The sequence below is a fragment of the Escherichia fergusonii ATCC 35469 genome, from assembly GCF_000026225.1.
Taxonomy (GTDB): Bacteria; Pseudomonadota; Gammaproteobacteria; order Enterobacterales; family Enterobacteriaceae; genus Escherichia; species Escherichia fergusonii.
Genome location: NC_011740.1, coordinates 1,334,562 through 1,361,541, shown reverse-complemented (window position 1 = coordinate 1,361,541; position 26,980 = coordinate 1,334,562). Strand labels below are relative to the sequence as shown.

The following is a 26,980-nucleotide window of genomic DNA, read 5'->3' as shown; positions in this document are numbered from 1 at the left end:
TTAGCTTATTTTTTCGAGCATTAATCCCGCGCGTAATCCCAACGCTACCAACGGATTAGGGAATAACACATACTCTACATCATGGGTTACGGTAAAACGTTCCTCACCGTCCTGCGCCAGCAACGTTCCTTTCTTAAACGGCATAAAATTCAGCGTGTCACTTGCCATATGCATTTCGAATGACGGCGAGTGGCGAGTGATTTGCGAAACCACCCGATAACGTATTGGCGGCGTTCTCACGACACCGACACTTTCACCAGATACCCGCGCAGCAATTGCGCTGGCAGTTACTGCAAACTGGCGAAGATCGTTTTGTCCGAAGGGCAACGCTTTGCCGAGTTCCAGCGTACAGGCCAGCGCGCCAAAATGTCTGGCGCTGAAATGGGTAAACGTACCACCAGGCGCCTGATGGAACACCAGTGCCTCCAGCCCCGCCGTCCCCAGCCACGTCAGAAATTTCTCGTCCCAGGGAATATCACGTTGTGGTAAGACACCGAACTGCGGATGCAAGGAGCCACGAATGGCGGTATGCAGATCAAGGTGCCAGCGAACAGATTCCTTGCCCTGGTCAAAAAAATCTTCCAGGCACTGTTCCAGTTCACGCGCCCGACAGGTTTCCCCGCTTTCAGCAAATAGCTGCCAACGACCGCCAAACATTCGGTTCATGTCGCTATGGCAATAACGTTTCCCTTGCTTCAGCGCAGGAGGATTTCCGAAGATCACCAGCAACCGCCAACGTAACGGGATCTCGCCGTGAGATATCGCGCCAAGCAACGCGTCCAGCATCTCCACAGGTGCCGTCTCATTACCGTGTATTCCCGCTGAAATCACCAGCGCACCTTGCGGTGGCGTTAATGGCGTCAGTTCCAGCACGCCATCGCCCAGCCAGCGCCAGCGAACGCCGTTGATTTCTCGCTCGGTGATAACCGGTTTTTTACCCGTTAAGGTCAGAGCAAGAAAATTATCCATTGCCCCCTCCCTCCCGCTGGAACGGATAAACCGAACCGAGATTCAGTAATTGGCTCAATACATCCAGTGCTTCCCGCCCTTCGCGCAGCAGCAGCGGATCAGCCAGATCCGCCGCAGTAAGACGATCGCGGTAGTAACGCTCCACCCAGTCATTGAGCGCATTAAACAGCGTATCGTTCATCATCACCGCCGGATTCACCGCCCGGCGTTCTTCTTCTGTCAACACCACGCGCAACCGCAGGCACGCCGGGCCGCCGCCGTTTGCCATACTTTCACGTAAATCAAAAACTTTTAGTTCTCTAATCGGGTTGTCAGCGGCAAGGAGTTCATTGAGATAACCCCATACTCCGGCGTGTTCCCGACACTCCTGAGGCAGCACCAACATCATGGAACCATCATCGCGGCTCAGCAGTTGGCTGTTAAACAGATATGTAGACACCGCATCTGACACGGAAACCTGAGTCGCCGGAACTTCTATCGCCATAAAACCATTAACCCGCGAACGCAGATTTGCCAGTAATTGCGCCTGGCGAGCGAACGCCTGCTGATGGCAAAACAGCACCTGGCGGTTGCTCACGGCAATGACATCATTATGAAAAACGCCCTGGTCGATAACGTCCGGGTTTTGCTGGGCGAAAATCACCTGTTGTGGATTAACCTGATTCAGCCTTGCCACCGCTTCGCTGGCTTCACGGGTTTGCCGCGCCGGGTAGCGGGAAGGTCGGGAAACATTGCCCTCTTCTCGCCCGTAGACAAAAAGCTGAATACCCGGTTCACCATAATGGCCGCCGAGACGATTGTGGTTTGCCGCCCCCTCGTCACCGAGCAAGGCCACCTGCGGCAACGCCGAATGGATAGCGAATTTTTTCTCCTCGTTGAAAATCGCTTTTAACAGCGATTCGGTCACAGGCGCTTCCAGCGAGCGGTGAAATTTATTGTTCAGGTTGGCAACGGTGAGATGCACTTTGCCATCCAGCGTATCGGCAGATGGCGCTACCGTGGCTGCATTGGCTACCCACATTGGTGATGCTGAACTAACGCTGGAAAGCCAGTGCGGTGCCTGGCGTGCAACCTTTTCCAGTACCTGCTCATCGCTACCACTGAATCCCAACTGACGTAAAACCGGTATAAACGGGCGCTCGTGCGGTGGGATAACCGCCTGGGGAAATCCCAAATCGGCAAGGGCTTTCATTTTCAGTAAGCCCTGTTTCGCCGCCAGTCGCGGGTTAGAGACCTGAAAACGGTGACTGGTAGAAGCTTCATTACCAAACGACAGGCCCGCGTAATGATGCGTCAGCCCCACCAGTCCGTCGAAATTGACTTCCCAGGCGTTCATCGCTCCACCTCCTCGGAAAAATCCAGACCGGGGTTAAGCGTCGTGGGCAACGTTAACGAGTCTGACTCCAGGCTTGCCATCGGCCAGGCACAATAATCCGCCGCATACCAGGCGCTGGGGCGATGGTTGCCGGAAGCGCCAACGCCGCCGAAGGGTGCGGTACTGGCGGCTCCGGTAAGCGGTTTGTTCCAATTAACAATCCCCGCTCGCGCTTCCAGTAACAGTTGCTCGAACTTATCCCGCCTGGAGGAAACCAACCCGCAAGAGAGGCCGAAGCGAGTATTATTCGCCATTCGAATCGCTTCATCGAAAGTGTCATAACGCCAGACGCGCAATAGCGGCCCGAACACTTCTTCATCCGGCACGCCAGCAACACCCGTCATTTCAACGATCCCCGGCGTAAGCAATGATGTTCCTGCACGCAGTAAACGTGGCGCAAGTTGGGTTCTTCCGCCCATCGCTTCCAGTTCCTGCCAGGCAGTAACCACCTGATGTGCAGCCTGCTCTGATATCAGCCCGCCAATAAACGGCTGAGGCTCGTCATCCCAGTTGCCCGGCGTTAATCGCTGGCTGACGGCAACCAGACGGGCAAGAAATGCATCGCCCTGCGCTCCACTTTTCAACAATAAACGGCGGGCGCAGGTGCAGCGTTGCCCGGCTGTAACAAACGCCGACTGAATGGTCAGATGGACAGCCGCGTCGATATCCGCCACGTCATCGATTATTAGCGGGTTATTACCCCCCATCTCAAGGGCGAGAATTTTCTCCGGCTGACCAGAGAGCTGGCGATGTAGCTGGTAACCGGTATTGGCGCTGCCGGTAAACAGCAAGCCGTCGAGATCCTCCAGCGCACTGAGTGCCTGACCGGTTTCGCGCCCGCCCTGGACCAGGTTCAGCACGCCAGACGGCAAGCCAGCCTGCTGCCATAAACGCATGACTGCCTCGCCGCTCCAGGGGGTCAGTTCGCTGGGTTTAAAGATTACCGTGTTGCCAGCCAGTAACGCCGGAACGATGTGCCCGTTAGGCAGATGTCCGGGGAAATTGTACGGTCCAAACACCGCCAGCACACCGTGTGGACGATGACGCAAGCTCGCCGCGCCGTCCGGCATTTCGCTACGCTGCTCGCCGGTACGAACGTGATACGCCTTAATTGATATCGCGATTTTATTGATCATCGCCGTCACTTCGGTTGCCGCTTCCCAGCGCGGCTTACCAGTTTCTCTGGCAATAATCGCGGTTAATTCGACTTTATTGCTTTCCAGCAATCCGGCAAAGCGTTCAACTCTTACCTGACGATCGCCAAAGGAGAGTCGCGCCCAACGCGGAAACGCCGCACGAGCAGCCCGACAAGCCTGCCCGACCTGAGCGGCATCGGCATCATTGCCTTGCCATAGCAACTCGCCCGACACCGGATTACACTTCACACGCAATGCGCCCTGGCCCGTAACCCAGTCACCATTGATCCATAAAGTCATGCTGTTTTCTCCTCTGCGCACAGGCGCACCAGACGAACGCGATCCCCGGCGTGGCATTTGAGAGCATCCAGTTGTGCAGCGGTTAAAATCAAACGCTCGGTCGCTGGATCGGTACGCACCAGCACCACGCGGAAATGGTGATAATTTTCATTGGCGACCAGGCAGGCCGGGAATTCGCCCTGCGCAGGCTGCCCTTCAGCCACTTCCACCAGCCGACTTTTGCGGATGGCACGCACTCGGTCAATATCACACTCAAGCGTCGGTCCGCCGTCAAAAATGTCGATATAGTTACGGTAGCGAAAACCTTCTTTCTCCAGCACCGCGCGGGCAGGCGCGGTCTGCGGATGTACCTGACCGATGACGTCCTGCGCTTCCTGGGATAAAAAGTGGGTATAGATCGGATGTTTCGGCATCAGTTCTGCAATAAACGCCTTTTGCCCGGTGCCGCAGAGAAAATCGGCGCGGCTAAAATCCATCGAAAAGAAGCGTTTACCGAGGCTTTGCCAGAACGGTGAATAGCCGTGTTCGTCTATCACCCCGCGCATTTCGGCGACCACTTTGTCATTAAACTTGTCGCGAAAAGCCGCCATAAACATAAAGCGCGATTTCGACAGCAAATAGCCGTTGCCCTCTTTGCGCCAGTCCGGGTCGAGAAACAAGGTACACAGCTCGCTGCTGCCGGTGTGATCATTACTGAGAAACAGCGTCGGTAACGCGTTATAGACATTTAGCTCTTTTGAGGCGTGAACCAGCGTGCCGACGCGGTAGTTATACCAGGGATCGTTCAGACCAACCGCCACTTCAATGGCGCAAATTCCCGCCACAGTGCCTGTCTCACTATCTTCCAGTACAAACACATAGCCCTGCTCACTTTTGGGCAGTTCGCCTTGCCAGGTTTTGATTGCCCTTTCGATACGCGCCGAAAGCGTGGCTTCATTGGCGGGAAGCGACGTCAGGCCGCCGCCCGTTTTGCTGGCAAGCTGCATTAACGCTGAGACATCAGTGCGTTCAACGGGACGGATGACCATCATGATGAACCTCCGCTCACAAAGCGTTCACAGGCCACAGCAAAACGATCCAGCCCGGTCGTCACCTCTTCTTCGCTGACGTTGAGCGCAGGCGCAAAACGCACCACATTGCCACCAGCAATCAGCACCATCACGCCCGCTTTTGCCGCCTCCTGAGAAATTTGTTTCGCTTGCCCGGCGTAATCCGCATTCAGCACACAGCCAATCAGCAGACCTAAGCCGCGAACTTCACTGAACAAACCATAGCGGTGATTAATGGTATTAAGACGCTCAACAAACCAGTCGTGACGCTGTTTAACGCCAATAAGCATCTCTGGCGTGTTGATGAGATCCAGCACTTTGCCTGCCACCGCCGAGGCCAGCGGATTACCGCCATAAGTGGTGCCATGAGTGCCCACGGTCATCACGCTGGCGCATTCTTCGGTTGCCAACAGAGCGCCAACGGGGAAACCGCCGCCCAGTGCTTTTGCGGTAGTTAACAGATCGGGCGTCACGCCGTAGTGCATATAGGCATACAGTTCCCCGGTACGCCCGACGCCTGTTTGTACTTCATCAAAAATCAGCAATGCATTGTGGCGGTCACACAATTCACGCAGACCCTGTAAAAACGCGTTGCTGGCTGGCACCACACCGCCTTCCCCCTGGATGGGCTCGACAATCACCGCACAGGTAGAGTCGTCAATCAGCGCACTGGCAGAATTGAGATCGTTATACGCCGCATGACGGATATCCGGCGGCAGTGGCGCAAAATCCTGCGAATAGGCAGGCTGCCCGCCCGCACTAACGGTAAACAACGTGCGCCCGTGGAACGCATTTTTAAACGCCACAATGCCGCTCTTATGGCTACCGTAGCGGTCGTGGGCGAATTTACGCGCCAGTTTCAGTGCCGCTTCGTTGGCTTCCGCGCCGGAGTTACAAAAGAAGACGCGATCGGCAAAAGTGGCGTCGATCAATTTTTTCGCCAGTCGCAGTACCGGCTCGTTGGTGTAACCATTACCGGTATGCCAGAACTTACTCGCCTGTTCGTTCAGCGCCTCACGCAGTTCCGGGTGCGCATGGCCCAGTGCGTTCACCGCAATGCCACCCGCGAAGTCGATATACTCTTTCCCCTGCTGATCCCACAAGCGCGAACCTTCGCCACGTACCGGAATAAATGGTGCCGGAGCGTAAACAGGTAACATCCATTCATCAAAGTTTTCACGCGTAATTGGCTGAGACATAGCGACCTCTACAGTAAATAATTAGTTATTTATATGTTAATAATAAGTAATGTTTGCGCTGTAAATGTAGATTGCAGGGTTCGTGCCAGCCAGTGATAAAAGTGCATAAATGGCAGAGGCCAACTGGAAATCAAGCAGTTATCACCAAAGCATATGCATTTAAAGTGCATATAAAGTGAATACGTTTGCGATGTGGGTGAATAAAAAGAATAAAAAACGCAATGTTATGCAGAAGTAAAATATAATTCTGGAATTGTGATCATTGACGAAATTTACTGGAAATTACTGCGCCATTCTGACGCAGCGCGCACCAAAAGCGGGCATTTTTTGCGCCATCGTTGACATCATTAACAACCATCGATCAAATCACTTAACAACAGGCGGTAAGTAAAGCGAAATTCTGCTACCATCCACGCACTCTTTATCTGAATTAATGGCAGCGACTATGAAATTTGTCTCTTTTAATATCAACGGCCTGCGCGCCAGACCTCACCAGCTTGAAGCCATCGTCGAAAAGCACCAACCGGATGTAATTGGCTTGCAGGAGACAAAAGTTCATGACGATATGTTTCCGCTCGAAGAGGTGGCGAAGCTCGGCTACAACGTGTTTTATCACGGGCAGAAAGGCCATTACGGCGTGGCTCTGCTGACCAAAGAGACGCCGATTGCTGTGCGTCGCGGCTTCCCTGGCGACGGCGAAGAGGCACAACGGCGGATTATTATGGCGGAAATCCCCTCGCCGCTGGGTAATGTCACCGTGATCAACGGTTACTTCCCGCAGGGTGAAAGCCGCGACCATCCGATAAAATTCCCGGCAAAGGCGCAGTTTTATCAGAATCTGCAAAACTACCTGGAAACCGAACTCAAACGTGATAACCCGGTGCTGATTATGGGCGATATGAATATCAGCCCCACCGACCTGGATATCGGCATTGGCGAAGAGAACCGCAAGCGATGGCTGCGTACCGGAAAATGCTCTTTCCTTCCGGAAGAACGCGAATGGATGGAGAGACTGATGAGCTGGGGGTTGGTCGATACCTTCCGCCATGCAAATCCGCAAACAGCAGATCGTTTCTCATGGTTTGATTACCGCTCAAAAGGTTTTGACGATAACCGTGGCCTGCGTATCGATCTGCTTCTCGCCAGCCAACCGCTGGCAGAATGTTGCGTAGAAACCGGCATCGACTATGAAATCCGCAGCATGGAAAAACCGTCCGATCACGCTCCTGTGTGGGCGACTTTCCGCCGCTAATGACGCAGCCTCCTGACATCCTCCAGGTCAGGAGGCCGATTCTTGAGGATAATCAAGAAACTGGCAGTAAGGATTTGTGACCAGCTTAGGTTTGTTATACCGTCATCGCGTTTTTCACTTCTCTATTATCAAGGCTTGATATAGGAAATCTCCACGATGAAAGCTGAGTGTAAGTTCGTTGTTGGTAGCCTGACTTTTGCTCTGGCAATTTATCTTGTTTATGCTTCAGGCATATTCAATTTCATTAGCGATCTTCCTCACTTGCAGGCACTTATTCGCCAGAGTGGTATTTTCGGTTACAGCCTTTATATTCTGTTATTTGTTATTGCCACTCTTGTGCTGCTGCCCGGTAGTGTCCTGGTCATTGGCAGTGGCATTATTTTTGGTCCATTCTTGGGGACTCTGCTTTCGTTAGTTGCAGCAACGCTCGCTTCGTCGGTTTCCTTTTTGATTGCTCGCTGGATGGGGCGAGAACTGGTGCTGAAATATGTTGGGGATACCACCGTCTTTCAGTCTATTGAGAAAGGGATTGCACGTAACGGTATCGATTTTCTTATTCTTACCCGCTTAATTCCGCTATTTCCTTACAATATTCAAAATTACGCCTACGGATTAACCGCCATTGCCTTTTGGCCATATACCTTTATTTCGGCATTCACGACTCTGCCGGGGATCTTTATTTATACTTTTATGGCCAGCGACCTTGTTACTGAAGGCATAACATTATCATTTATTTTCAAACTTTGTCTGGCAGGGCTAATACTGTTTATTCTTATTCAGCTTGCTAAATGCTACGCCCGTTATAAACAAGTGGCACTGACCACTTCTGATAAAACCTCTTTAACCGAACAACAAAGATGAAAGATGAGAGATAAAAACCGTAAAATGTGGCTCTGGCGTGGCGTCATTATCATCTTGTTAATTGTTGCGCTGCTCGCATGGGCGCTGATTCCCGGCGTCCGTGAGTTTATTAACAGCAGCCTTGTAGCCTTTGCCGCCGTGGATCAACAAGGCATTGAACGCTTTATTGCGTCTTACGGCACGCAGGCTGCACTGGTCTCATTCTTTTTAATGATCTTACAGGCCATTGCTGCACCGCTGCCTGCGTTTTTAATTACCTTTGCCAATGCGTCGCTGTTTGGCGCGTTCTGGGGCGGCTTGCTGTCGTGGACCAGTTCGATGGCGGGCGCGGCGCTGTGCTTTTTTATCGCCAGAGTGATGGGCCGCGAAGTGGTGGAAAAATTAACCGGTAAAACCGTGCTTGACAGTATGGACGGCTTTTTCGCTCGCTACGGCAAACACACTATCCTGGTATGCCGGTTATTGCCTTTTGTCCCTTTCGATCCAATCAGCTATGCTGCCGGTTTGACGTCAATACGTTTTCGTTCATTTTTTATCGCCACCGGGCTTGGTCAGTTACCGGCGACTATTGTTTATTCCTGGGCGGGCAGCATGTTAACGGGGGGTACCTTCTGGTTTGTCACCGGACTGTTTATTCTGTTTGCCCTGACCGTGGTGATTTATATGGCGAAGAAAATATGGCTTGAACGCCAGAAGAGGAATGCCTGATGGGTTTACCACCGCTTAGCAAAATTCCTTTAAGTTTACGTCCGCAGGCGTGGCTGCATCGTCGCCATTACGGCGAGGTGCTAAGTCCAATTCGCTGGTGGGGACGGATCCCGTTTATCTTTTATCTGGTGTCGATGTTTGTCGGTTGGCTGGAGCGTAAACGCTCACCGCTCGATCCGGTAGTGCGATCGCTTGTCAGCGCGCGCATTGCGCAAATGTGCCTGTGTGAGTTTTGCGTGGATATCACCAGTATGAAAGTCGCCGAGCGTACCGGCAGCACCGATAAGTTGCTGGCAGTGGCTGACTGGCGACAAAGCCCGCTCTTTAGCGATGAAGAACGGCTGGCGCTGGAGTATGCCGAAGCCGCCAGCGTAACGCCACCAACAGTCGATGCTGCCCTGCGTACCCGACTGGCTACGCATTTTGACGCTCAGGCGCTCACCGAACTGACGGCATTGATCGGCCTGCAAAATCTGTCAGCCCGTTTTAATTCTGCCATGGACATTCCCGCTCAGGGGCTGTGCCGTATTCCTGAAAAACGTTCTTAAGGAGAGATGATGCGCCATTGTGGGTGGTTGCTGGGATTGTTATCGCTGTTTTCTCTGGCAACACATGCCAGTGACTGGCAGGAAGTTAAAAATGAGGCCAAAGGGCAAACCGTCTGGTTTAACGCCTGGGGCGGCGATACCGCAATTAACCGCTATCTCGACTGGGTTAGCGGCGAGATGAAAACCCATTATGATATAAACCTGAAGATTGTCCGCCTGGCGGATGCCGCAGATGCGGTGAAGCGCATTCAGACCGAAGCCGCAGCCGGGCGCGAGACAGGCGGTTCGGTGGATCTGCTCTGGGTGAACGGCGAAAACTTCCGCACCTTAAAAGAGGCCAATTTACTGCAAACCGGCTGGGCTGAGACTCTGCCAAACTGGCGTTATGTCGATACACAACTGCCGGTACGGGAAGATTTTTCTGTACCTGTCGAAGGCGCAGAATCGCCGTGGGGCGGCGCACAACTGACGTTTATCGCCCGCCGCGATGTTACACCACTGCCACCACAAACACCGCAAGACTTACTGGAATTTGCTAAAGCCAATCCTGGCACGGTTACCTATCCGCGCCCGCCAGACTTTACTGGCACCGCATTTCTTGAACAGTTACTGATTATGCTGACGCCAGATCCCGCAGCATTAAAAGAAGCGCCGAACGATGCGACTTTCGCCCGTATCACTGCGCCCTTGTGGCAATATCTTGATGCGCTGCATCCGTATTTATGGCGCGAAGGAAAGGATTTCCCACCTTCGCCCGCGCGGATGGATGCTCTACTGAAAGCTGGCACATTGCGCCTGTCGCTGACCTTTAATCCTGCACATGCCCAGCAAAAAATCGCCAGTGGCGATTTGCCGGCAAGCAGTTACAGTTTTGGTTTTAACGAGGGGATGATTGGCAACGTGCATTTTGTCACCATTCCTGCTAACGCGAATGCCAGTGCTGCGGCGAAGGTTGTCGCCAATTTCCTGCTCTCACCCGATGCGCAACTGCGTAAAGCAGACCCTGCTGTCTGGGGCGATCCTTCGGTTCTCGATCCGCAAAAACTGCCTGACGGACAGCGCGAAACTTTACAATCAAGAATGCCGCAGGATCTGCCGCCGGTACTGGCTGAACCGCACGCAGGTTGGGTAAATGCGCTGGAACAAGAATGGCTACACCGTTACGGTACGCATTAATATTGTTGCTGTGGGCGATGGTGGCGGTGATTTATGCACCGCTGATCCCGGCAGCTCTCACGCTGATATCGCCTGCTTTGTCGTTGGCACCCTGGCAGGCGTTATTTGCCGATCCGCAGTTACCGCAGGCCTTACTGGCAACGCTGGTATCGACAACCATCGCGGCGCTCGGCGCATTGACGATTGCCCTGCTGGTAATTGTGGCGCTGTGGCCTGGACCGAAATGGCAGCGTATGTGCGCCCGTCTGCCGTGGCTGCTCGCCATTCCCCATGTTGCTTTTGCCACCAGCGCCCTGTTGCTGGTTGCTGACGGAGGGCTGCTTTATGACTATTTCCCGTATTTCACTCCGCCAATGGACAAATTGGGTATTGGGCTGGGCCTCACCCTGGCGGTGAAAGAAAGCGCATTTCTGCTGTGGATCTTAGCGGCAGTATTGAGCGAAAAACGGCTGTTGCAGCAAGTTATTGTGCTGGATTCACTGGGCTACAGCCGCTGGCAATGTTTGAAGTGGCTGCTTTTGCCCTCCGTCGCGCCTGCGCTGGCAATGGCGATGCTGGCGATTGTCGCCTGGTCGCTGTCGGTCGTGGATGTGGCGATTATTCTTGGGCCAGGTAATCCACCGACGCTGGCGGTAATTAGCTGGCAGTGGTTAACTCAGGGCGACGCCGATCAACAAGCGAAAGGCGCACTCGCCAGCCTGCTGCTGATGCTGTTACTCGCCGCCTACGTTTTGCTGGGCTATCTGCTATGGCGTAGCTGGCGGCGTACTATTCCCCGCGTAGATGGCGTTCGTAAGCCCGCCACGCCTTTATTACCCGGCAATACACTGGCGAGTTTTTTACCCTTAACCGGTGTGCTCTGTGTGGCTCTGCTGGCGATCCTCGCGGATCAGTCGACGATCAATAGTGAAGCGCTCATCAATAGCCTGACGATGGGACTGGTGGCGACATTCATCGCTTTGGTTCTGTTGCTGCTGTGGCTGGAATGGGGGTCACAGTGTCGCCAGTTGTGGTTATGGTTGCCCATTTTATTACCGGCACTGCCGCTGGTCGCGGGCCAGTACACGCTGGCGCTATGGATGAACGTAGATGGGCGCTGGACAGCGGTGGTCTGGGGGCATCTGCTGTGGGTGATGCCGTGGATGCTGTTTATCCTGCAACCCGCCTGGCAGCGCATTGATTCGCGGTTAATTTTGATTGCGCAAACGCTGGGTTGGTCACGGGCCAAAATCTTCTTTTACGTGAAATGCCCGCTTATGCTGCGCCCTGCATTGATTGCCTTCGCTGTCGGATTTTCAGTGAGTATTGCGCAGTATATGCCGACGCTGTGGTTGGGCGCGGGCCGTTTTCCGACACTCACCACCGAAGCGGTAGCGTTAAGTAGCGGTGGCAGTAACGGTATTCTCGCTGCCCAGGCCCTTTGGCAACTGCTATTACCGCTTATTATTTTTGCCCTGACCGCCCTGCTTGCAAAATGGGTAGGTTATGTCAGACAAGGACTCCGCTAATGCTCTGCGTGAAAGATGTTTCGCTACGTTTGCCTGAAAGGCCTTTGCTGACAAACGTTAACTTTACGGTCAATAAAGGTGACATTGTCACGTTAATGGGGCCCTCAGGCTGTGGTAAATCCTCGCTGTTTTCATGGATGATTGGTGCGCTGGCAGGACAGTTTTCTTGTACAGGGGAGCTATGGCTTAATGAGCAACGGATTGACATGCTACCCACCGCACAGCGTCAGATTGGCATTCTTTTCCAGGATGCACTGTTATTTGACCAGTTCAGCGTCGGGCAAAATTTACTGCTGGCGCTACCGGCGACACTTAAGGGGAATGCCCGACGTAATGCCGTGAATGATGCGCTTGAACGGACAGGGCTTGGCGGAACTTTTCATCAGGATCCGGCGACATTATCGGGCGGTCAGCGAGCGCGGGTAGCCTTGCTACGTGCCCTTCTCGCCCAGCCTAAAGCGTTAATACTGGATGAGCCGTTCAGCCGTCTTGATGTGGCTCTGCGCGATAATTTTCGCCAGTGGGTGTTCAGCGAAGTTCGCGAACTGGCGATCCCCGTCGTTCAGGTAACGCACGATATCCAGGATGTTCCTCCTGATAGTTCTGTTCTGGATATGGCGCAGTGGTCAGAAAATTACAACAAACTGCGATAACGCAAAGTTTTTCCCAATGTGTCAGTTCAGAATGGCGCACTCAAAACTACAATGTCGGGATTTTCGATGAAACGTGTTTCTCAAATGACCGCGCTGGCAATGGCTTTAGGGCTGGCTTGCGCTTCTTCGTGGGCCGCTGAACTGGCGAAGCCTCTTACTCTTGACCAGCTTCAACAACAAAATGGCAAAGCGATAGATACTCGCCCCAGCGCGTTTTATAACGGCTGGCCACAAACCTTAAATGGCCCTTCCGGTCATGAACCTGCCGCCTTAAACCTTTCTGCTAGCTGGCTCGACAAAATGAGCACCGAACAACTCAACGAGTGGATCAAGCAACATAACCTGAAAGCCGATGCTCCGGTGGCGCTGTACGGTAATGACAAAGATGTCGACGCCGTCAAAACGCGCCTGCAAAAAGCAGGCTTAACGCATATCTCCATCCTGAGTGACGCGCTAAGCGAACCTTCCCGTCTGCAAAAACTGCCGCACTTTGAGCAGCTGGTTTACCCGCAATGGCTACATGACCTGCAACAGGGTAAAGAGGTTACGGCGAAACCTGCCGGTGACTGGAAAGTCATTGAAGCGGCCTGGGGCGCTCCTAAGCTTTACCTTATCAGCCATATTCCCGGCGCGGATTACATCGATACCAATGAAGTGGAAAGCGAACCGCTGTGGAATAAAGTCTCTGATGAACAACTGAAAGCGATGCTGGCAAAGCATGGCATTCGTCATGACACCACGGTGATTCTATATGGTCGTGATGTATACGCAGCAGCGCGTGTAGCACAGATTATGCTCTATGCAGGGGTGAAAGATGTGCGCCTGCTGGACGGCGGCTGGCAAACCTGGTCCGACGCGGGACTGCCTGTTGAGCGCGGAACGCCACCGAAAGTGAAAGCTGAACCGGATTTCGGCGTGAAGATCCCGGCGCAACCGCAGTTGATGCTTGATATGGAACAGGCCCGTGGGCTGCTGCATCGCCAGGATGCATCGTTGGTGAGCATTCGTTCGTGGCCAGAATTTATCGGTACGACCAGTGGTTACAGCTATATTAAGCCAAAAGGTGAAATAGCCGGAGCCCGTTGGGGACACGCTGGTAGCGACTCGACGCATATGGAAGATTTCCATAACCCGGATGGCACCATGCGTAGCGCCGATGATATTGCCGCTATGTGGAAAGCATGGAATATCAAACCAGATCAGCAAGTTTCATTCTACTGCGGCACCGGCTGGCGCGCGTCCGAAACCTTTATGTACGCACGAGCAATGGGCTGGAATAACGTCTCCGTTTACGACGGCGGCTGGTACGAATGGAGCAGCGATCCGAAAAATCCCGTAGCAACCGGTGAGCGCGGCCCGGACAGCAGCAAATAACATTGCAATTACTGGCGCTGGAGCGACTTCAGCGTCAGATACCCACTCCACACCCGCGTAAAGGTCGTCATCCAGCACAACGCACCAAATACCCACGCAAACCACGGAAAATAAGCTGGCAAGAGGCAACTCAGAACAAACAGCAAAATCGTCTCGCTGCCTTCGGTTAACCCGCCCAGATAATAAAACGATTTATGCGCATAACCGGGATTATCAATCTGATGTTTCGCCGCCAGCGCAGCAAAAGCGAGAAAACTGCTGCCCGTGCCGATAAACGCAAACAGCAGCCAGCCGCCTGCCAGCGCGTTTTGCTCCGGTGAGGCAAGGATAAACCCAAAAGGCACCAGCGCATAAAAGAGAAAATCCAGCGAGATATCTAAAAATCCGCCTGCATCGGTTAATCCTCTGCGTCGCGCCAGTGCGCCATCCAGACCATCAAGCAGACGATTCATCAAAATGACGATTAGCGCCGCCAGATACCAGCCCAGTGCCAAAAACGGTAATGCCAGCACTCCAATAGCAAAACCGATCAACGTTAAGCCATCAGGGGTAATGGCAGGTTTATCCAGTAGCCGTACACATTGGTGCAACAACGGTTTTATCCGTGGATGAAGATGACGGTCTAACACGGGCGTTCCTTAAGCATAAAACCCTTCTGATTGGGCAAATGAGCAGATCTTATAAGGCTGATGACAAACACAAAATTGCCAGATGTGCTACACTTATCAGCCTCTACATGATCTCCGCAATCTGTTAAATTTACTCGTTTTGCAGACCGGGTAATACATTCACGCCGCATCCGGCATGAACAAGCGCACCTGGTCAGTAATCTGATATTATGGCATTTTTGTGACTTATTCGTGTAGCTATGAAAACAATCGATGTTGTTGCCGCCATTATCGAAAAAGATGGCAAAATCTTACTGGCTCAGCGCCCCGTTCATACAGATCAAGCCGGTTTATGGGAATTTGCCGGAGGTAAAGTGGAAGCGGGAGAAAGCCAACCGCAAGCGTTGATACGCGAGTTGCATGAGGAACTGGGGATCGACGCTCGCCCTGGTGACTACATTGCCAGCCACCAGCGGGAAGTCTCCGGGCGTATCATTCATCTTCATGCCTGGCATGTTCCTGAGTTCTACGGCACATTACAGGCCCATGAGCATCAGGCATTGGTCTGGTGTTCACCTGCAGAAGCAATGGGCTATCCGCTGGCACCTGCCGACATCCCACTTCTGGAGGCATTTATGGCTTTACGCGGCGCCAGACCAGCGGATTCGTACTGAGAGTTTTCTCATCACGTTGGCACTGCAAGAGAACACCTTCCACTTTAATGACCGCGCCTTCTGAGTAGTTTTCGTCCTGGTAGATACAACATTGATTACATGGCGCAGAACGCTGACCACCAGAGCTGAAAACCTCTGCGGGCACATTCACTTCTACATCAGGGCGATACTGTGGATTAGCGGATGCAGCAACGGGCAATATCAGAAGACCAAAAAACACCGTTAAATTGCGCATGGATATTCCTTATAAAAATGCAACTTGCCTTAATACACTCTAAATAATTCGCGTTGCAGAACAACGCTTGCGTCGGCCCTGGGTTCATTGATGGGACGAATCCCCCGCAGATGAAGCACATGCAACTTGAATTATGATGAGTATATAACGGCATTACGTTGGGTAAACTTTACCCTCTACACATCATCGTTTTTGGTTATGACCCCTTTTGCGTTATTAATTTGCTTAGCATAGTCATTTTTTTCTTGCTTACCGTCACATTGCTGATGGTATAGTCGAAAACTGCAAATGCATTGAATAACAAACAGCATCAATAACATCACTCTAATATATAAGGGGTTTTTATATCTATGGATCAGACATGTTCTCTGGAGTCCTTCCTCAACCATGTACAAAAGCGCGATCCGCATCAGACCGAATTCGCGCAAGCCGTTCGTGAAGTAATGACCACCCTGTGGCCGTTTCTTGAGCAGAACCCACGTTATCGTCAAATGTCATTACTGGAACGTCTGGTTGAACCAGAGCGTGCCATCCAGTTTCGCGTAGTTTGGGTTGATGATCGCGGTCAGGTACAAGTTAACCGTGCATGGCGTGTTCAGTTCAACTCCGCTATTGGTCCGTATAAAGGCGGTATGCGTTTCCACCCATCTGTAAATCTTTCCATTCTTAAATTCCTTGGCTTCGAGCAAACCTTCAAAAACGCCCTGACCACTCTGCCTATGGGCGGCGGTAAAGGCGGAAGTGACTTCGATCCTAAAGGTAAAAGTGAAGGCGAAGTGATGCGTTTTTGTCAGGCACTGATGACGGAGCTCTATCGTCATCTGGGGCCAGACACTGACGTTCCGGCAGGCGATATTGGCGTAGGCGGTCGTGAAGTTGGTTTTATGGCGGGTATGATGCGTAAGCTTTCTAATAACAGCGCTTGCGTATTTACGGGTAAAGGTCTCTCTTTTGGCGGCAGCCTGATTCGACCAGAAGCTACTGGTTATGGTCTGGTGTACTTCGCTGAAGCCATGCTGAAACGCCATGGTCTGGGCTTCGAAGGAATGCGTGTTTCGGTATCCGGCTCTGGTAACGTTGCACAGTACGCAATCGAGAAAGCCATGGAATTCGGTGCCCGTGTGATCACCGCTTCTGATTCCAGCGGTACGGTCGTGGACGAAAGTGGCTTTACCAAAGAGAAACTGGCGCGCCTTATCGAAATCAAATCCAGTCGTGATGGTCGTGTTGCAGATTACGCCAAAGAGTTTGGTCTGGTGTATCTCGAAGGCCAGCAGCCCTGGTCTGTTCCGGTTGATATCGCTCTGCCATGCGCCACCCAGAACGAACTGGATGTCGAAGCTGCTCAGGTTCTGATCGCCAATGGCGTGAAAGCGGTCGCGGAAGGTGCCAACATGCCGACCACCATCGAAGCAACGAACCTGTTCCTTGAAGCAGGTGTACTGTTTGCACCGGGTAAAGCGGCCAATGCCGGTGGCGTAGCGACCTCTGGTCTGGAAATGGCGCAGAACGCTGCTCGTTTAAGCTGGAAAGCCGAAAAAGTTGATGCTCGCCTGCATCACATCATGCTCGATATTCACCATTCTTGTGTGGAATACGGCGGCGAAGGCAAGCAGACCAATTACGTGCAGGGCGCGAACATTGCAGGCTTTGTAAAAGTAGCCGATGCAATGTTGAATCAGGGCGTGATTTAAGTTGTAAATGCCTGATGGCGCTACGCTTATCGGGCCTACAAATGGGCATAATTCATTGCAATTACGCTCTAATGTAGGCCGGGCAAGTGCAGCGCCCCCGGCAAAATTTCAGGCGTTTATGGGTATTTAACGGATGATGTTCCCCAGGGAACATTTCTGATGGGCCAACGGCATTTCTTACTGTAGTGCTCCCAAAACTGCTTGTTGTAACGATAACACGCTTCAAGTTCAGCATCCGTTAACTTTCTGCGATAGCAGCAGATATGCCAGTAAAGAAATCCCATTAGACTATTTTTTTGATAATCTTCTTCGCTTTCGAACAACTCGTGCGCCTTTTGAGAAGCAATCATTATATAATGCCAGGCCAGTTCTTCTTCAATTGTCCCGTTTTGAAAAGCTGTGCTCGATATCGAGATCATCCATGATAATTCCGCCGCCCATATTAGCTTCGCCGAGGATTTACCGGAGCGATGATTAGCGCAATCATAGATATAGTCTGAGGGAAAAACAGCAAATTTATTCAACAAGGCGATAACCTGCTCTGGGTCTTCCTCCATGTTCGCTTTAAAGGTATTGGCTCCATGGTCGCCAGAAAGAAAATGCTCCATTAAGGCACAATAACTTTCGCTATCTTCGATACCCCATTGATCCTCTAAAGACTCGCGTCTTTTACTGATGATATCGACCGAGTCAAAAGGAAGCACATGATATTGAAAGGTATCTTTGCCAGATTCAGGCTTTCGCGGCCAGAACTCCAGCGTTTCAGACCATTGCTTATGATAGAATCGATAAGGTGCGATCAATTGTAGCGCCTGTAATTTCTTGATACTGAGCGGCTCAATACCTTTAGCCTGATAATAATGCAGTTGTTCTTTTTTTGCTTTAAAACCGGCCCGAACAATAAGACTCATCATAATTAATAGATAAAGAAAAGAGCATCCCGCGATAATCAAGCCTCTTTCATTCAAACCGTTGGATGTTATAGCTGCGAATACAAACATTAGAGCGACAACACATGTTAAATAAAACCCCCACTTACAAAGCAGCATGGCCTTATTTTCTTTAATCATCCGTTCAAAATTACTATTAAATATTTCCCAGCCATTGAAAGAATACTTCTCGCTCCCAGGATGGTTTTGTAATAAAACTTTATTCATTACATTCCCTGTTATTACATACTTTAGAGGCGATAATTTTATCCATGCAAAAAAAATATCCAACGAATTTTCTTGATCCGCTGGATATTTCAGAATATGACTCGAATAGCACGAAAGATTCGCGCGCTTACGCTATCGCCCCGCTTCCAGCTTCATCTGCTGGCGGGCTTTTTTTCGCTGCTCGCTTACGTGATGAAGTCTTTTTATTTCCTTCTCCGCCATCTGGAGCCACTATGCAGCGAAACTGCCGCACCGGCGTACGTTTGGCCTGATCAATCAACTGGTACAACGTCCCCACCAACGGTTGCATAAAGTCCTGATAGCGACACTGCTTTTCGCTGATTTGCGTCAGCACCGATTCCCAGTGCGCGGTCATGTCCGGTCGCGTAGCCATTTCTGGCAGCGAATGGAATAACGCTTTTCCGGCGTCGGTGGAGTGGATATAGCGCCCTTTTTTGGTCAGAAAGCCACGCTTGAACAACAGTTCAATAATCCCGGCACGGGTTGCTTCTGTCCCCAGACCATCGGTGGCACGAAGGATCTTTTTCAGATCTTTGTCCTGCACAAAGCGCGCGATCCCGGTCATCGCCGAAAGCAGTGTTGCATCGGTAAAATGACGCGGTGGCTGCGTTTGCCGCTCTACCACTTCGCCTTTTTCACACAGCAACTCATCGCCTTTCGCCACCACAGGCAGTGGCGTGCCGTCGTTTTCTTCATCGCGCTCTTTGCTGCCTAACAGCGTGCGCCAGCCTGCTTCAGCTAGAAAACGGGCTTTAGCGACAAATTTGCCTTTGGCTATTTCCAGTTCGATAACACACTTGCGGAACACCGCGTCCGGACAGAACTGCATCAAATACTGACGAGCAATCAGGTTATAGACCTTCGCCTCGTTTTCCGTCAGGTTGATGGCAGAACTCCTCGCGGTCGGGATGATGGCGTGGTGCGCATCGACCTTTTTGTCATCCCAACAGCGGTTGCGTATATCTGGATCTACCACTGGTTGCGGCAACAGATCCGGCGCATGGACGCTGATAGCATTCATCACCGCGTGGCGTCCGGCAAAATGTTCTTCTGGCAAATAGCGACAATCGGAACGCGGATAAGTGATTAACTTGTGCGTTTCGTACAGCTTCTGACAAATATCAAGCACATTCTGCGCGCTCAGACCAAAGCGTTTTGCCGCTTCAATCTGCAACGCCGAAAGCGAAAACGGCAGCGGCGCGGATTCTGATTCCCGTTTATTGTTATAGCTGGTGACAATAGCCGGTTGACCACTGATGCGGTTAACTACATGCTCCGCCAGCGGACGATGTAACAAGCGCCCTTCTTCATCCTGGTACGGTTCACACGCTTCGCTTGGTTGCCAGATAGCGGTAAACCGCTCATCGGCAGGCGTCACGATATGCGCTTTGACTTCAAAGAAGTCTTTCGCCACGAAGTTTTCAATCTCTTCATCGCGGCGCACCACCAGCCCGAGCACGGGCGTCTGCACGCGTCCCACGGAAAGCACGCCCTGATAACCCGCATTACGACCGAGAATGGTGTACGCGCGGGTCATATTGATGCCGTATAACCAGTCGGCTCGTGCTCGCGCCAGCGCAGAAACGCACAGCGGTACAAACTCGCTATTGGATCGAAGACGATCGATCGCCCGCTCAACCGCCTGCGGGTTCAGGTCGTTTATCAAGCAACGTTGTACCTGCTGGCGCTTTTCCGGTGCCAGTTGCAGATAGTCCAGCACTTCATCAACCAGCAACTGCCCTTCACGATCCGGGTCTCCGGCATGAACAATTTCGCTGGCTTCATGCAAGAAGCGTTTGATGACATTAAGTTGTTTGGTCACGGAGGGTCGGGGCTGTAATTGCCACTTTTCCGGGACAATGGGGAGATCAGTCAGATTCCAGCGTGCATAGCGGCTGTCGTAGGTGTCTGGCTGCGCCTGCTCAAGCAGGTGACCGATACACCAGGTCACCACCTGACCATTGCCGCACTCGATAAAGCCATCGCCTTTCCGGTGCGGTTTGGGCAGGACATCAGCAATGGCGCGCGCCAGACTCGGTTTTTCGGCAATAAACAACCGCATCGACTTAACGAATCTCAACCATGGCACGACCGCCGCGCGCTGGCACTAGTTCGCCAATCGCCGTCAGTTCAATGCCAAACTCGGCGGCTGTAGCTTTGACCTCATTTTCTGCTTCCGGCATGACCGCCAGCAGCAGACCGCCAGAAGTTTGCGGATCGCACAGTAGATCGCGCACTTCACGCGGCATTTCACCCATCAGATGACCATAGCTAGCAAAGTTGCGTTCGGTGCCGCCAGGTACTGCGCCCAGCTTAATATACTCTTCAACACCCGGCAGTTTCGGGATCGCCTCATAATCGACGCGCGCCTGCACACCAGCACCCTGACACATTTCGCTCAAATGGCCCAGCAGACCAAAACCAGTAACGTCGGTCATCGCTTTTACGCCTTCGATATTGGCAAAGGACGCGCCTGCAATATTCATCCGGCACATCACTTCCGTCGCCAGTCCCTGATGTTCCGGTTTCAGCAGCGATTTTTTCTCGGCTGTGGTGAGAACGCCTATCCCCAGCGGTTTCGTCAGGAACAGTTTGCATCCGGCTTGTGCAGTACTGTTTTTCTTCACCCTCTCGGTCGGTACGATCCCCGTCACCGCCAGACCAAAAATCGGTTCCGGTGCATCGATGGAGTGACCGCCAGCCAGCGCTATACCCGCCTGACGGCATGCATAGCGTCCACCCTCGGTCACTTCGCGGGCAATTTCCGGGGAAAGTTTATTGATCGGCCAGCCGAGGATCGCAATCGCCATAATCGGTTTGCCACCCATCGCAAAGATATCGCTGATGGCGTTAGTCGCCGCAATGCGGCCAAAATCGAAAGGATTATCAACGATCGGCATAAAGAAGTCGGTGGTGCTGATGACACTGGTGCCATTGCCCAGATCGTACACCGCCGCATCATCGCGGGTTTCATTACCCACAAGCAAATTCGGATCAACAAACTTCGCCTGTTCACTGTGGAGGATGGTTTCCAACACTTTTGGGGAAATTTTACAGCCGCAACCTGCACCGTGACTGTACTGGGTCAAACGAATCGAGTTCTCGCTCATGGACATCTCCTGTCAATGCAATCGGGGTATGGTAACCCTCATTCCGTTATGTAGTAAGAGAGAGTGTCCGGATTCTGGAGCCTTTGCTCAGAATCCAGACAGTTTCCAGGATATTTTTAAAAATATGTGACGAAAGGCGCCGGGTCTGGCACGTTAATTGTCGTTGAGGCTTTCAGTTGTGGCGTACCCAGATAGAGAAAACCGACGATTTTATCGTCTTCACCACAGCCAAATGCTTCACGAACGACCGGACTTTCAGTTAACGCCCCGCTACGCCAAATCCCCCCAAAACCTTGTGCCACTGCTGCCATCTGCATTGCCATAACAGCACATCCCGCGGACATTTCTTGCTCCCAACGTGGAACTTTATGATTTTGCTGGCATTTCGCAACCACGGTAATAATCAGTGGCGCACGAAAGGGGGCATTACGCGCTTTATCAACGGCTTTTTCATCGCTATCGGCTGCCAGCGCACCTTGTTCCAGAACAGCACTAAAACGTTCACGTCCTTCGCCCTCAATAACAAAGAAATGCCACGGTTGCAGGGACTTGTGGTCCGGTGCACGCATTCCGGCACGCAAAATATTTTGCAGTTGTTCACCCGCAGGTGCAGGTTCTGCCAGGCGAGAAGCGCTACGGCGGTTAATCAGCAGATCAAGTGCATCCATTTTGTTAACTCCTGTCATGGTGTTTATTCACAAAATTAACACGGACGCAGAATTTGTTACAGCGCAGACAGTGATTCCTGCTGACAAGAGGCAACCTGATCATTACGATAGCCACATCTTATGCGTCTGTACCAGACGTAATTTTACGAAGGGAGAATACATGCGAACCCTATGGCGATTTGTAGCCGGATTTTTTAAATGGACATGGCGACTGCTCAACTTTGTCCGTGAAATGGTCCTTAATTTGTTATTTATTTTCCTGGTGCTGATCGGTGTCGGTATCTGGATGCAAGTCAGCAGTAATGGCAGTAGCGACTCCGCCAGTCGGGGCGCATTGCTGCTGGATATCTCCGGTGTAATTGTGGATAAACCCTCCAACAATCACCGACTGGGGGTGATTGGTCGCCAGTTATTTGGCGCCAGCTCTGAACGTCTGCAAGAAAACTCATTGTTTGACATCGTTAATACGATTCGTCAGGCGAAAGATGACAGCAATATCACCGGAATTGTGTTGGATCTGGAAAACTTTGCGGGTGCAGATCAACCGTCGATGCAATATATCGGCAAAGCACTACGTGAGTTCCGTGACAGTGGTAAACCCGTGATTGCTATTGGTGAAAGCTATACCCAGGGGCAGTATTATCTGGCCAGTTTCGCCAACAAAATCTGGCTTTCCCCTCAGGGCACGGTTGATCTACATGGTTTTGCAACTAATGGCCTGTACTACAAATCCCTGCTCGATAAGCTGAAAGTCTCCACTCATGTATTCCGCGTTGGGACTTATAAATCAGCTGTTGAACCATTTATTCGCGATGATATGTCTCCGGCAGCCCGTGAAGCTGACAGCCGCTGGGTTGGCGAACTGTGGCAGAACTATCTCAACACTATTGCCGCCAATCGGCAAATTTCTGCCCAACAAGTCTTCCCCGGTGCCCAGGCGATGATTGCTGATCTGACTAAACTGGGCGGCGATACTGCACAATACGCACTCGACCATAAACTGGTTGATGCGCTGGGCTCCAGTGCTGATGTCGAAAAAGCACTGACCAAGCAATTTGGCTGGAGCAAAGCCGATAAAAATTATCGTGCGATCAGTTTCTATGACTATGCGTTGAAAACTCCAGTGAAAACACCAGAGATGATTGGTGTGGTCTTTGCCAACGGCGCGATTATGGACGGTGAAGAAACACCGGGTAATGTCGGTGGTGACACTACAGCAGCGCAAATCCGCGATGCACGTCTTGATCCAAAAGTGAAAGCGATTGTATTGCGTGTTAATAGCCCAGGCGGAAGTGTCACGGCTTCAGAGGTCATTCGTTCCGAACTGGCTGCAGCGAAAGCAGCGGGTAAACCGGTGGTAGTGTCGATGGGTGGAATGGCCGCTTCCGGTGGTTATTGGATCTCCACGCCGGCTAATTACATCATCGCCAACCCCAGCACGCTGACGGGTTCTATCGGTATTTTTGGGGTAATTAATACCGTTGAAAATAGCCTTGATTCCATTGGCGTTCACACCGATGGTGTATCCACTTCTCCACTGGCGAATATGTCTGTTACACAGTCATTACCCACAGAAGTGCAGCAGATGATGCAGTTAAGCATTGAAAATGGCTATAAACGCTTTATCACTCTGGTCGCCGATGCGCGTAAATCAACACCAGAACAGGTAGACAAAATTGCGCAGGGTCACGTATGGACTGGCGAAGATGCCAAAGCAAATGGTCTGGTCGATAGTCTCGGTGATTTCGATGATGCGGTTGCTAAAGCGGCTGAGCTGGCGAAGTTGAAACAGTGGAGTATCAATTACTATCAGGATGAACCGACGTTCTTCGATATGGTTGTCGATAGCATGTCTGGTTCCGTTCGCGCAATGTTACCGCAGGCTATTCAGGCGATGCTTCCGGCACCGCTGGCAACAGCGGCAAGTGCGGTAAAAGCTGAAAGCGATAAACTGGCAGCATTTAATGATCCACAAAATCGTTATGCATTCTGCCTGACCTGTGCCAACGTGCGTTAAATCAGCAAATTATGTGGCCAATGAAATTCTTCTGCGGCCACATTTTTTTGTCTCCAGAATCAGACTGTTTTTCACGGCATAACAAGACTAGAGTGCCTTCGCTCAGGTGAAAATCAATGTGATAAGGAGACATCAGTGAGTAAAGTTCCTCCTCTTTTAGCCGCTATTATTCTTGGTGCCGGTATCGCCGTTTGTGGTTATTTCGTTGGTGATGGTATCCAGCATTTAAAACCCAATAATCGTTACGTTAATGTCCGGGGCTTGTCTGAAAAAGAAGTTCAGGCCGATACAGCAGAGTTAACTGTATCAATCACCCGTAATGCCAATGTTACCGAAGAATTATTCCCGAAACTGGATGCCGTACAAAATCAAATTATTGCCACATTTAAATCTCTTGGAATTAAGGATGATGAAATCCAGCCAGGGCAGTGGATAACCAAACGGACAGATCGCTATTACCTGCAAGACGATCCCAATCTGCCGCGTCTTAATGTTTATGGTTCTGTCACGGTAAAAACTCATAACGTTGTGGCTGTTGAAAAAGCGGTGGCCAAAATCAACGAGTTACAAACCGCAACCAATGGTGCCATTACAGACACATCCCTCTTCTATAGCTTCAATGGTATCAGTGCATTACGCGCAGAAATGATCGCTGCCGCCACCAAAGATGCCCGTAACGCGGCACTGCAATTCGCTGCCGATTCTGGTAGCCAGGTAGGATCAATCAGAGATGCGTCACAAGGGGTATTCCAGATCCTTGCCAGTGGTAGCGACAACGATGATCCCGCATCAGTGAAAAAAACTGTTCGGGTAGTGACCACCGTAACTTATGAGCTGAAAGATTAAGTGCAATAAATATTAAATTTGCTCTCGTTGAGTATTCAACCAAAGGCGGCAAATGCTGCCTTTTTATAATCCTGACGTTATACTTCTCCCCGCTAATCACCACTTTAAAACCATCATGCACAAGAAATCAATTTATGTGGCTTATACCGGCGGTACAATCGGTATGCAACGCTCAGAACAGGGTTATATTCCGGTTTCAGGGCATCTTCAACGTCAGTTAGCACTGATGCCGGAATTCCATCGCCCGGAGATGCCGGATTTTACCATCCATGAATATGCGCCGCTGATGGATTCTTCCGATATGACGCCTCAGGACTGGCAACATATCGCCGAAGATATTCAGGCCCATTATGATGAGTACGACGGATTTGTCATTTTGCATGGTACAGATACCATGGCTTATACCGCTTCCGCACTCTCGTTTATGCTGGAGAATTTGAGCAAACCTGTAATAGTGACAGGGTCACAAATACCTTTAGCCGAGCTGCGATCTGACGGGCAGATCAATTTGCTCAATGCGCTGTATGTTGCAGCTAATTACCCGATTAACGAAGTCACACTATTTTTTAATAACCGTCTGTATCGGGGTAATCGTACGACCAAAGCCCATGCCGATGGTTTTGATGCCTTTGCCTCACCTAATCTTCCCCCATTGCTTGAAGCCGGGATTCACATTCGCCGTCTGTCAACACCAGCAGCACCGCAAGGTCAGGGAGAGCTGATCGTTCACCCGATCACACCACAACCTATTGGGGTGGTGACAATTTACCCAGGGATCTCTGCTGATGTTATCCGCAATTTTCTCCGCCAGCCGGTGAAAGCGCTGATTCTTCGTTCTTATGGTGTCGGGAATGCGCCACAAAACAAAGAGTTTTTGCAAGAACTGCAAGAAGCAAGTTCGCGTGGAATTGTGGTGGTGAATCTTACCCAATGCATGTCTGGCAAAGTGAATATGGGTGGTTATGCAACGGGTAATGCACTGGCCCATGCGGGCGTCATTGGTGGAGCTGATATGACAGTAGAAGCTACGCTGACGAAGTTGCATTATTTGCTCAGCCAGGGGCTGGATACCCAGACTATTCGTCAAGTCATGACTGAAAACTTGCGTGGCGAGCTTACGCCAGATGACTAAGGAGATTTTGATGACGCATCGCGCTCTGCTACTGGTAGATTTGCAAAATGATTTTTGTGCCGGAGGTGCGCTTGCTGTACCGGAAGGTGACAACACCGTTGATATTGCTAACCAGCTGATTAACTGGTGTCAATCACGGGATATACCGGTTATCGCCAGCCAGGACTGGCATCCGGCTAATCACGGCAGCTTTGCCAGTCAGCATCAGGTTGCAGTCTACAGCCAGGGAATGCTTGACGGTTTACCACAAACGTTCTGGCCTGATCACTGTGTACAGAATAGCGAAGGTGCTGCATTGCATCCTTTGCTGAAACAAAAAGCTATCAATCGCATTTTTCACAAAGGCGAGAATCCGTTAGTTGATAGCTATAGCGCCTTTTTTGATAACGGGCGGCGGCAAAAAACCACGCTGGATGAGTGGCTACGTGAACATAATATTGGCGAATTGATAATTATGGGTCTTGCCACTGACTACTGCGTTAAATTTACTGTTCTGGATGCCCTGCAACTGGGTTACCGTGTCAACGTCATCACTGATGGTTGCCGGGGAGTGAATATTAACCCACAAGATAGCGCTCAGGCATTTATGGAAATGTCTGTTGCTGGTGCCACGTTATATACGCTGGCAGACTGGCAAGAGACGCAGGAGTAAAGTTTAACCGGGTGACAAATTTCAGACACGTCACCCGTTCTGTTTTTGTCTGTCACCC

25 protein-coding genes are annotated in these 26,980 nt (G+C 51.4%); 14 read left to right on the top strand and 11 right to left on the bottom strand.

All coding sequences use genetic code 11. The features are described from left to right. From astE to astC, 5 genes are read right to left on the bottom strand one after another with little or no spacing between them, the layout of a single operon-like run. Window positions 1-969, bottom strand: a complete 969-nt coding sequence (gene astE / locus EFER_RS06685) for a succinylglutamate desuccinylase (protein ID WP_000368480.1) — start codon at window positions 967-969, stop codon at window positions 1-3. Then, window positions 962-2,305 carry an N-succinylarginine dihydrolase gene (gene astB / locus EFER_RS06680; protein ID WP_000995022.1) on the bottom strand — a complete coding sequence of 448 codons (1,344 nt, stop codon included), beginning with the start codon at window positions 2,303-2,305 and terminating at the stop codon, window positions 962-964. The genes astE and astB overlap by 8 nt, the downstream gene beginning before the upstream one ends. Continuing rightward, window positions 2,302-3,780, bottom strand: coding sequence for a succinylglutamate-semialdehyde dehydrogenase (gene astD, locus EFER_RS06675; protein WP_000177298.1), 1,479 nt, complete (start codon window positions 3,778-3,780; stop codon window positions 2,302-2,304). Before astD ends, astB begins: the two co-directional genes overlap by 4 nt. Further along, a complete protein-coding gene (gene astA / locus EFER_RS06670; RefSeq protein WP_000989454.1) occupies window positions 3,777-4,811 on the bottom strand; it encodes an arginine N-succinyltransferase in 1,035 nt (344 codons plus the stop codon). Before astA ends, astD begins: the two co-directional genes overlap by 4 nt. Then, window positions 4,808-6,028, bottom strand: coding sequence for a succinylornithine/acetylornithine transaminase (gene astC, locus EFER_RS06665; RefSeq protein WP_000082035.1), 1,221 nt, complete (start codon window positions 6,026-6,028; stop codon window positions 4,808-4,810). Before astC ends, astA begins: the two co-directional genes overlap by 4 nt. Window positions 6,029-6,473: 445 nt before the next feature. Between astC and xthA the strand changes: the two genes are divergently transcribed. The 8 genes from xthA (at window position 6,474) to ynjE (ending at window position 14,108) form a co-directional block, all read left to right on the top strand. Further along, the gene (xthA, locus tag EFER_RS06660; RefSeq protein ID WP_000673939.1) at window positions 6,474-7,280 is read left to right on the top strand and encodes an exodeoxyribonuclease III; all 807 of its coding nucleotides are present in this window, start codon (window positions 6,474-6,476) and stop codon (window positions 7,278-7,280) included. Between the two features lie 156 nt (window positions 7,281-7,436). After that, window positions 7,437-8,141: a TVP38/TMEM64 family protein gene (locus EFER_RS06655; RefSeq protein WP_000642618.1), complete on the top strand. Its 705-nt coding sequence runs from the start codon at window positions 7,437-7,439 to the stop codon at window positions 8,139-8,141. Between the two features lie 3 nt (window positions 8,142-8,144). After that, window positions 8,145-8,849 (top strand): TVP38/TMEM64 family protein, encoded by a 705-nt coding sequence (locus EFER_RS06650; protein WP_001205125.1) that lies wholly within the window; start codon window positions 8,145-8,147, stop codon window positions 8,847-8,849. Then, window positions 8,849-9,397, top strand: a complete 549-nt coding sequence (locus tag EFER_RS06645) for a carboxymuconolactone decarboxylase family protein (protein ID WP_000524104.1) — start codon at window positions 8,849-8,851, stop codon at window positions 9,395-9,397. The genes EFER_RS06650 and EFER_RS06645 overlap by 1 nt, the downstream gene beginning before the upstream one ends. Window positions 9,398-9,406: 9 nt before the next feature. Next, window positions 9,407-10,573 carry an ABC transporter substrate-binding protein gene (locus tag EFER_RS06640; protein WP_001215376.1) on the top strand — a complete coding sequence of 389 codons (1,167 nt, stop codon included), beginning with the start codon at window positions 9,407-9,409 and terminating at the stop codon, window positions 10,571-10,573. After that, on the top strand, window positions 10,546-12,081 hold the full coding sequence (locus tag EFER_RS06635; RefSeq protein WP_000235011.1) for an ABC transporter permease subunit: 1,536 nt from the start codon (window positions 10,546-10,548) through the stop codon (window positions 12,079-12,081). Before EFER_RS06640 ends, EFER_RS06635 begins: the two co-directional genes overlap by 28 nt. After that, a complete protein-coding gene (locus EFER_RS06630) occupies window positions 12,081-12,734 on the top strand; it encodes an ATP-binding cassette domain-containing protein (protein WP_015953361.1) in 654 nt (217 codons plus the stop codon). Before EFER_RS06635 ends, EFER_RS06630 begins: the two co-directional genes overlap by 1 nt. A 66-nt stretch (window positions 12,735-12,800) precedes the next feature. Then, the gene (ynjE, locus tag EFER_RS06625; RefSeq protein WP_015953360.1) at window positions 12,801-14,108 is read left to right on the top strand and encodes a thiosulfate sulfurtransferase YnjE; all 1,308 of its coding nucleotides are present in this window, start codon (window positions 12,801-12,803) and stop codon (window positions 14,106-14,108) included. An 8-nt stretch (window positions 14,109-14,116) separates the two neighbouring features. Here ynjE and EFER_RS06620 read toward each other — a convergent pair whose 3' ends face one another. Further along, entirely contained in the window at window positions 14,117-14,737 is a 621-nt protein-coding gene (locus EFER_RS06620; protein WP_000886986.1) for a CDP-alcohol phosphatidyltransferase family protein, read from the bottom strand. A gap of 239 nt (window positions 14,738-14,976) precedes the next feature. On the opposite strand from EFER_RS06620, the gene EFER_RS06615 reads away from it, so the two are divergent. Continuing rightward, window positions 14,977-15,390, top strand: a complete 414-nt coding sequence (locus EFER_RS06615; protein WP_000848292.1) for a pyrimidine (deoxy)nucleoside triphosphate diphosphatase — start codon at window positions 14,977-14,979, stop codon at window positions 15,388-15,390. Here EFER_RS06615 and EFER_RS06610 read toward each other — a convergent pair. Further along, entirely contained in the window at window positions 15,350-15,625 is a 276-nt protein-coding gene (locus tag EFER_RS06610; RefSeq protein ID WP_001245247.1) for a YnjH family protein, read from the bottom strand. The genes EFER_RS06615 and EFER_RS06610 overlap by 41 nt on opposite strands. A 350-nt stretch (window positions 15,626-15,975) precedes the next feature. On the opposite strand from EFER_RS06610, the gene gdhA reads away from it, so the two are divergent. Continuing rightward, the gene (gene gdhA, locus EFER_RS06605; RefSeq protein WP_000372872.1) at window positions 15,976-17,319 is read left to right on the top strand and encodes an NADP-specific glutamate dehydrogenase; all 1,344 of its coding nucleotides are present in this window, start codon (window positions 15,976-15,978) and stop codon (window positions 17,317-17,319) included. Window positions 17,320-17,435: 116 nt separating this feature from the next. Here gdhA and EFER_RS06600 read toward each other — a convergent pair whose 3' ends face one another. The 4 genes from EFER_RS06600 to EFER_RS06580 form a co-directional block, all read right to left on the bottom strand. Further along, on the bottom strand, window positions 17,436-18,476 hold the full coding sequence (locus tag EFER_RS06600) for a DUF1266 domain-containing protein (protein WP_001045305.1): 1,041 nt from the start codon (window positions 18,474-18,476) through the stop codon (window positions 17,436-17,438). A gap of 127 nt (window positions 18,477-18,603) precedes the next feature. Continuing rightward, window positions 18,604-20,559, bottom strand: a complete 1,956-nt coding sequence (gene topB / locus EFER_RS06595; RefSeq protein WP_001235848.1) for a DNA topoisomerase III — start codon at window positions 20,557-20,559, stop codon at window positions 18,604-18,606. A gap of 4 nt (window positions 20,560-20,563) precedes the next feature. Continuing rightward, a complete protein-coding gene (gene selD / locus EFER_RS06590; protein WP_001295485.1) occupies window positions 20,564-21,607 on the bottom strand; it encodes a selenide, water dikinase SelD in 1,044 nt (347 codons plus the stop codon). A 116-nt stretch (window positions 21,608-21,723) separates the two neighbouring features. Further along, complete coding sequence (locus EFER_RS06580) at window positions 21,724-22,275, bottom strand: NAD(P)H nitroreductase (protein WP_000339163.1); 552 nt, start codon at window positions 22,273-22,275, stop codon at window positions 21,724-21,726. A gap of 160 nt (window positions 22,276-22,435) precedes the next feature. On the opposite strand from EFER_RS06580, the gene sppA reads away from it, so the two are divergent. From sppA to pncA, 4 genes are all read left to right on the top strand, one after another. After that, complete coding sequence (gene sppA / locus EFER_RS06575) at window positions 22,436-24,292, top strand: signal peptide peptidase SppA (RefSeq protein WP_001259888.1); 1,857 nt, start codon at window positions 22,436-22,438, stop codon at window positions 24,290-24,292. Window positions 24,293-24,427: 135 nt separating this feature from the next. Continuing rightward, complete coding sequence (locus EFER_RS06570; protein WP_000049044.1) at window positions 24,428-25,138, top strand: SIMPL domain-containing protein; 711 nt, start codon at window positions 24,428-24,430, stop codon at window positions 25,136-25,138. Window positions 25,139-25,253: 115 nt separating this feature from the next. After that, the gene (ansA, locus tag EFER_RS06565; protein ID WP_015953356.1) at window positions 25,254-26,270 is read left to right on the top strand and encodes an asparaginase; all 1,017 of its coding nucleotides are present in this window, start codon (window positions 25,254-25,256) and stop codon (window positions 26,268-26,270) included. A 10-nt stretch (window positions 26,271-26,280) separates the two neighbouring features. Further along, window positions 26,281-26,922 (top strand): bifunctional nicotinamidase/pyrazinamidase, encoded by a 642-nt coding sequence (gene pncA / locus EFER_RS06560; RefSeq protein WP_000149683.1) that lies wholly within the window; start codon window positions 26,281-26,283, stop codon window positions 26,920-26,922. Window positions 26,923-26,980: the final 58 nt, after the last annotated feature.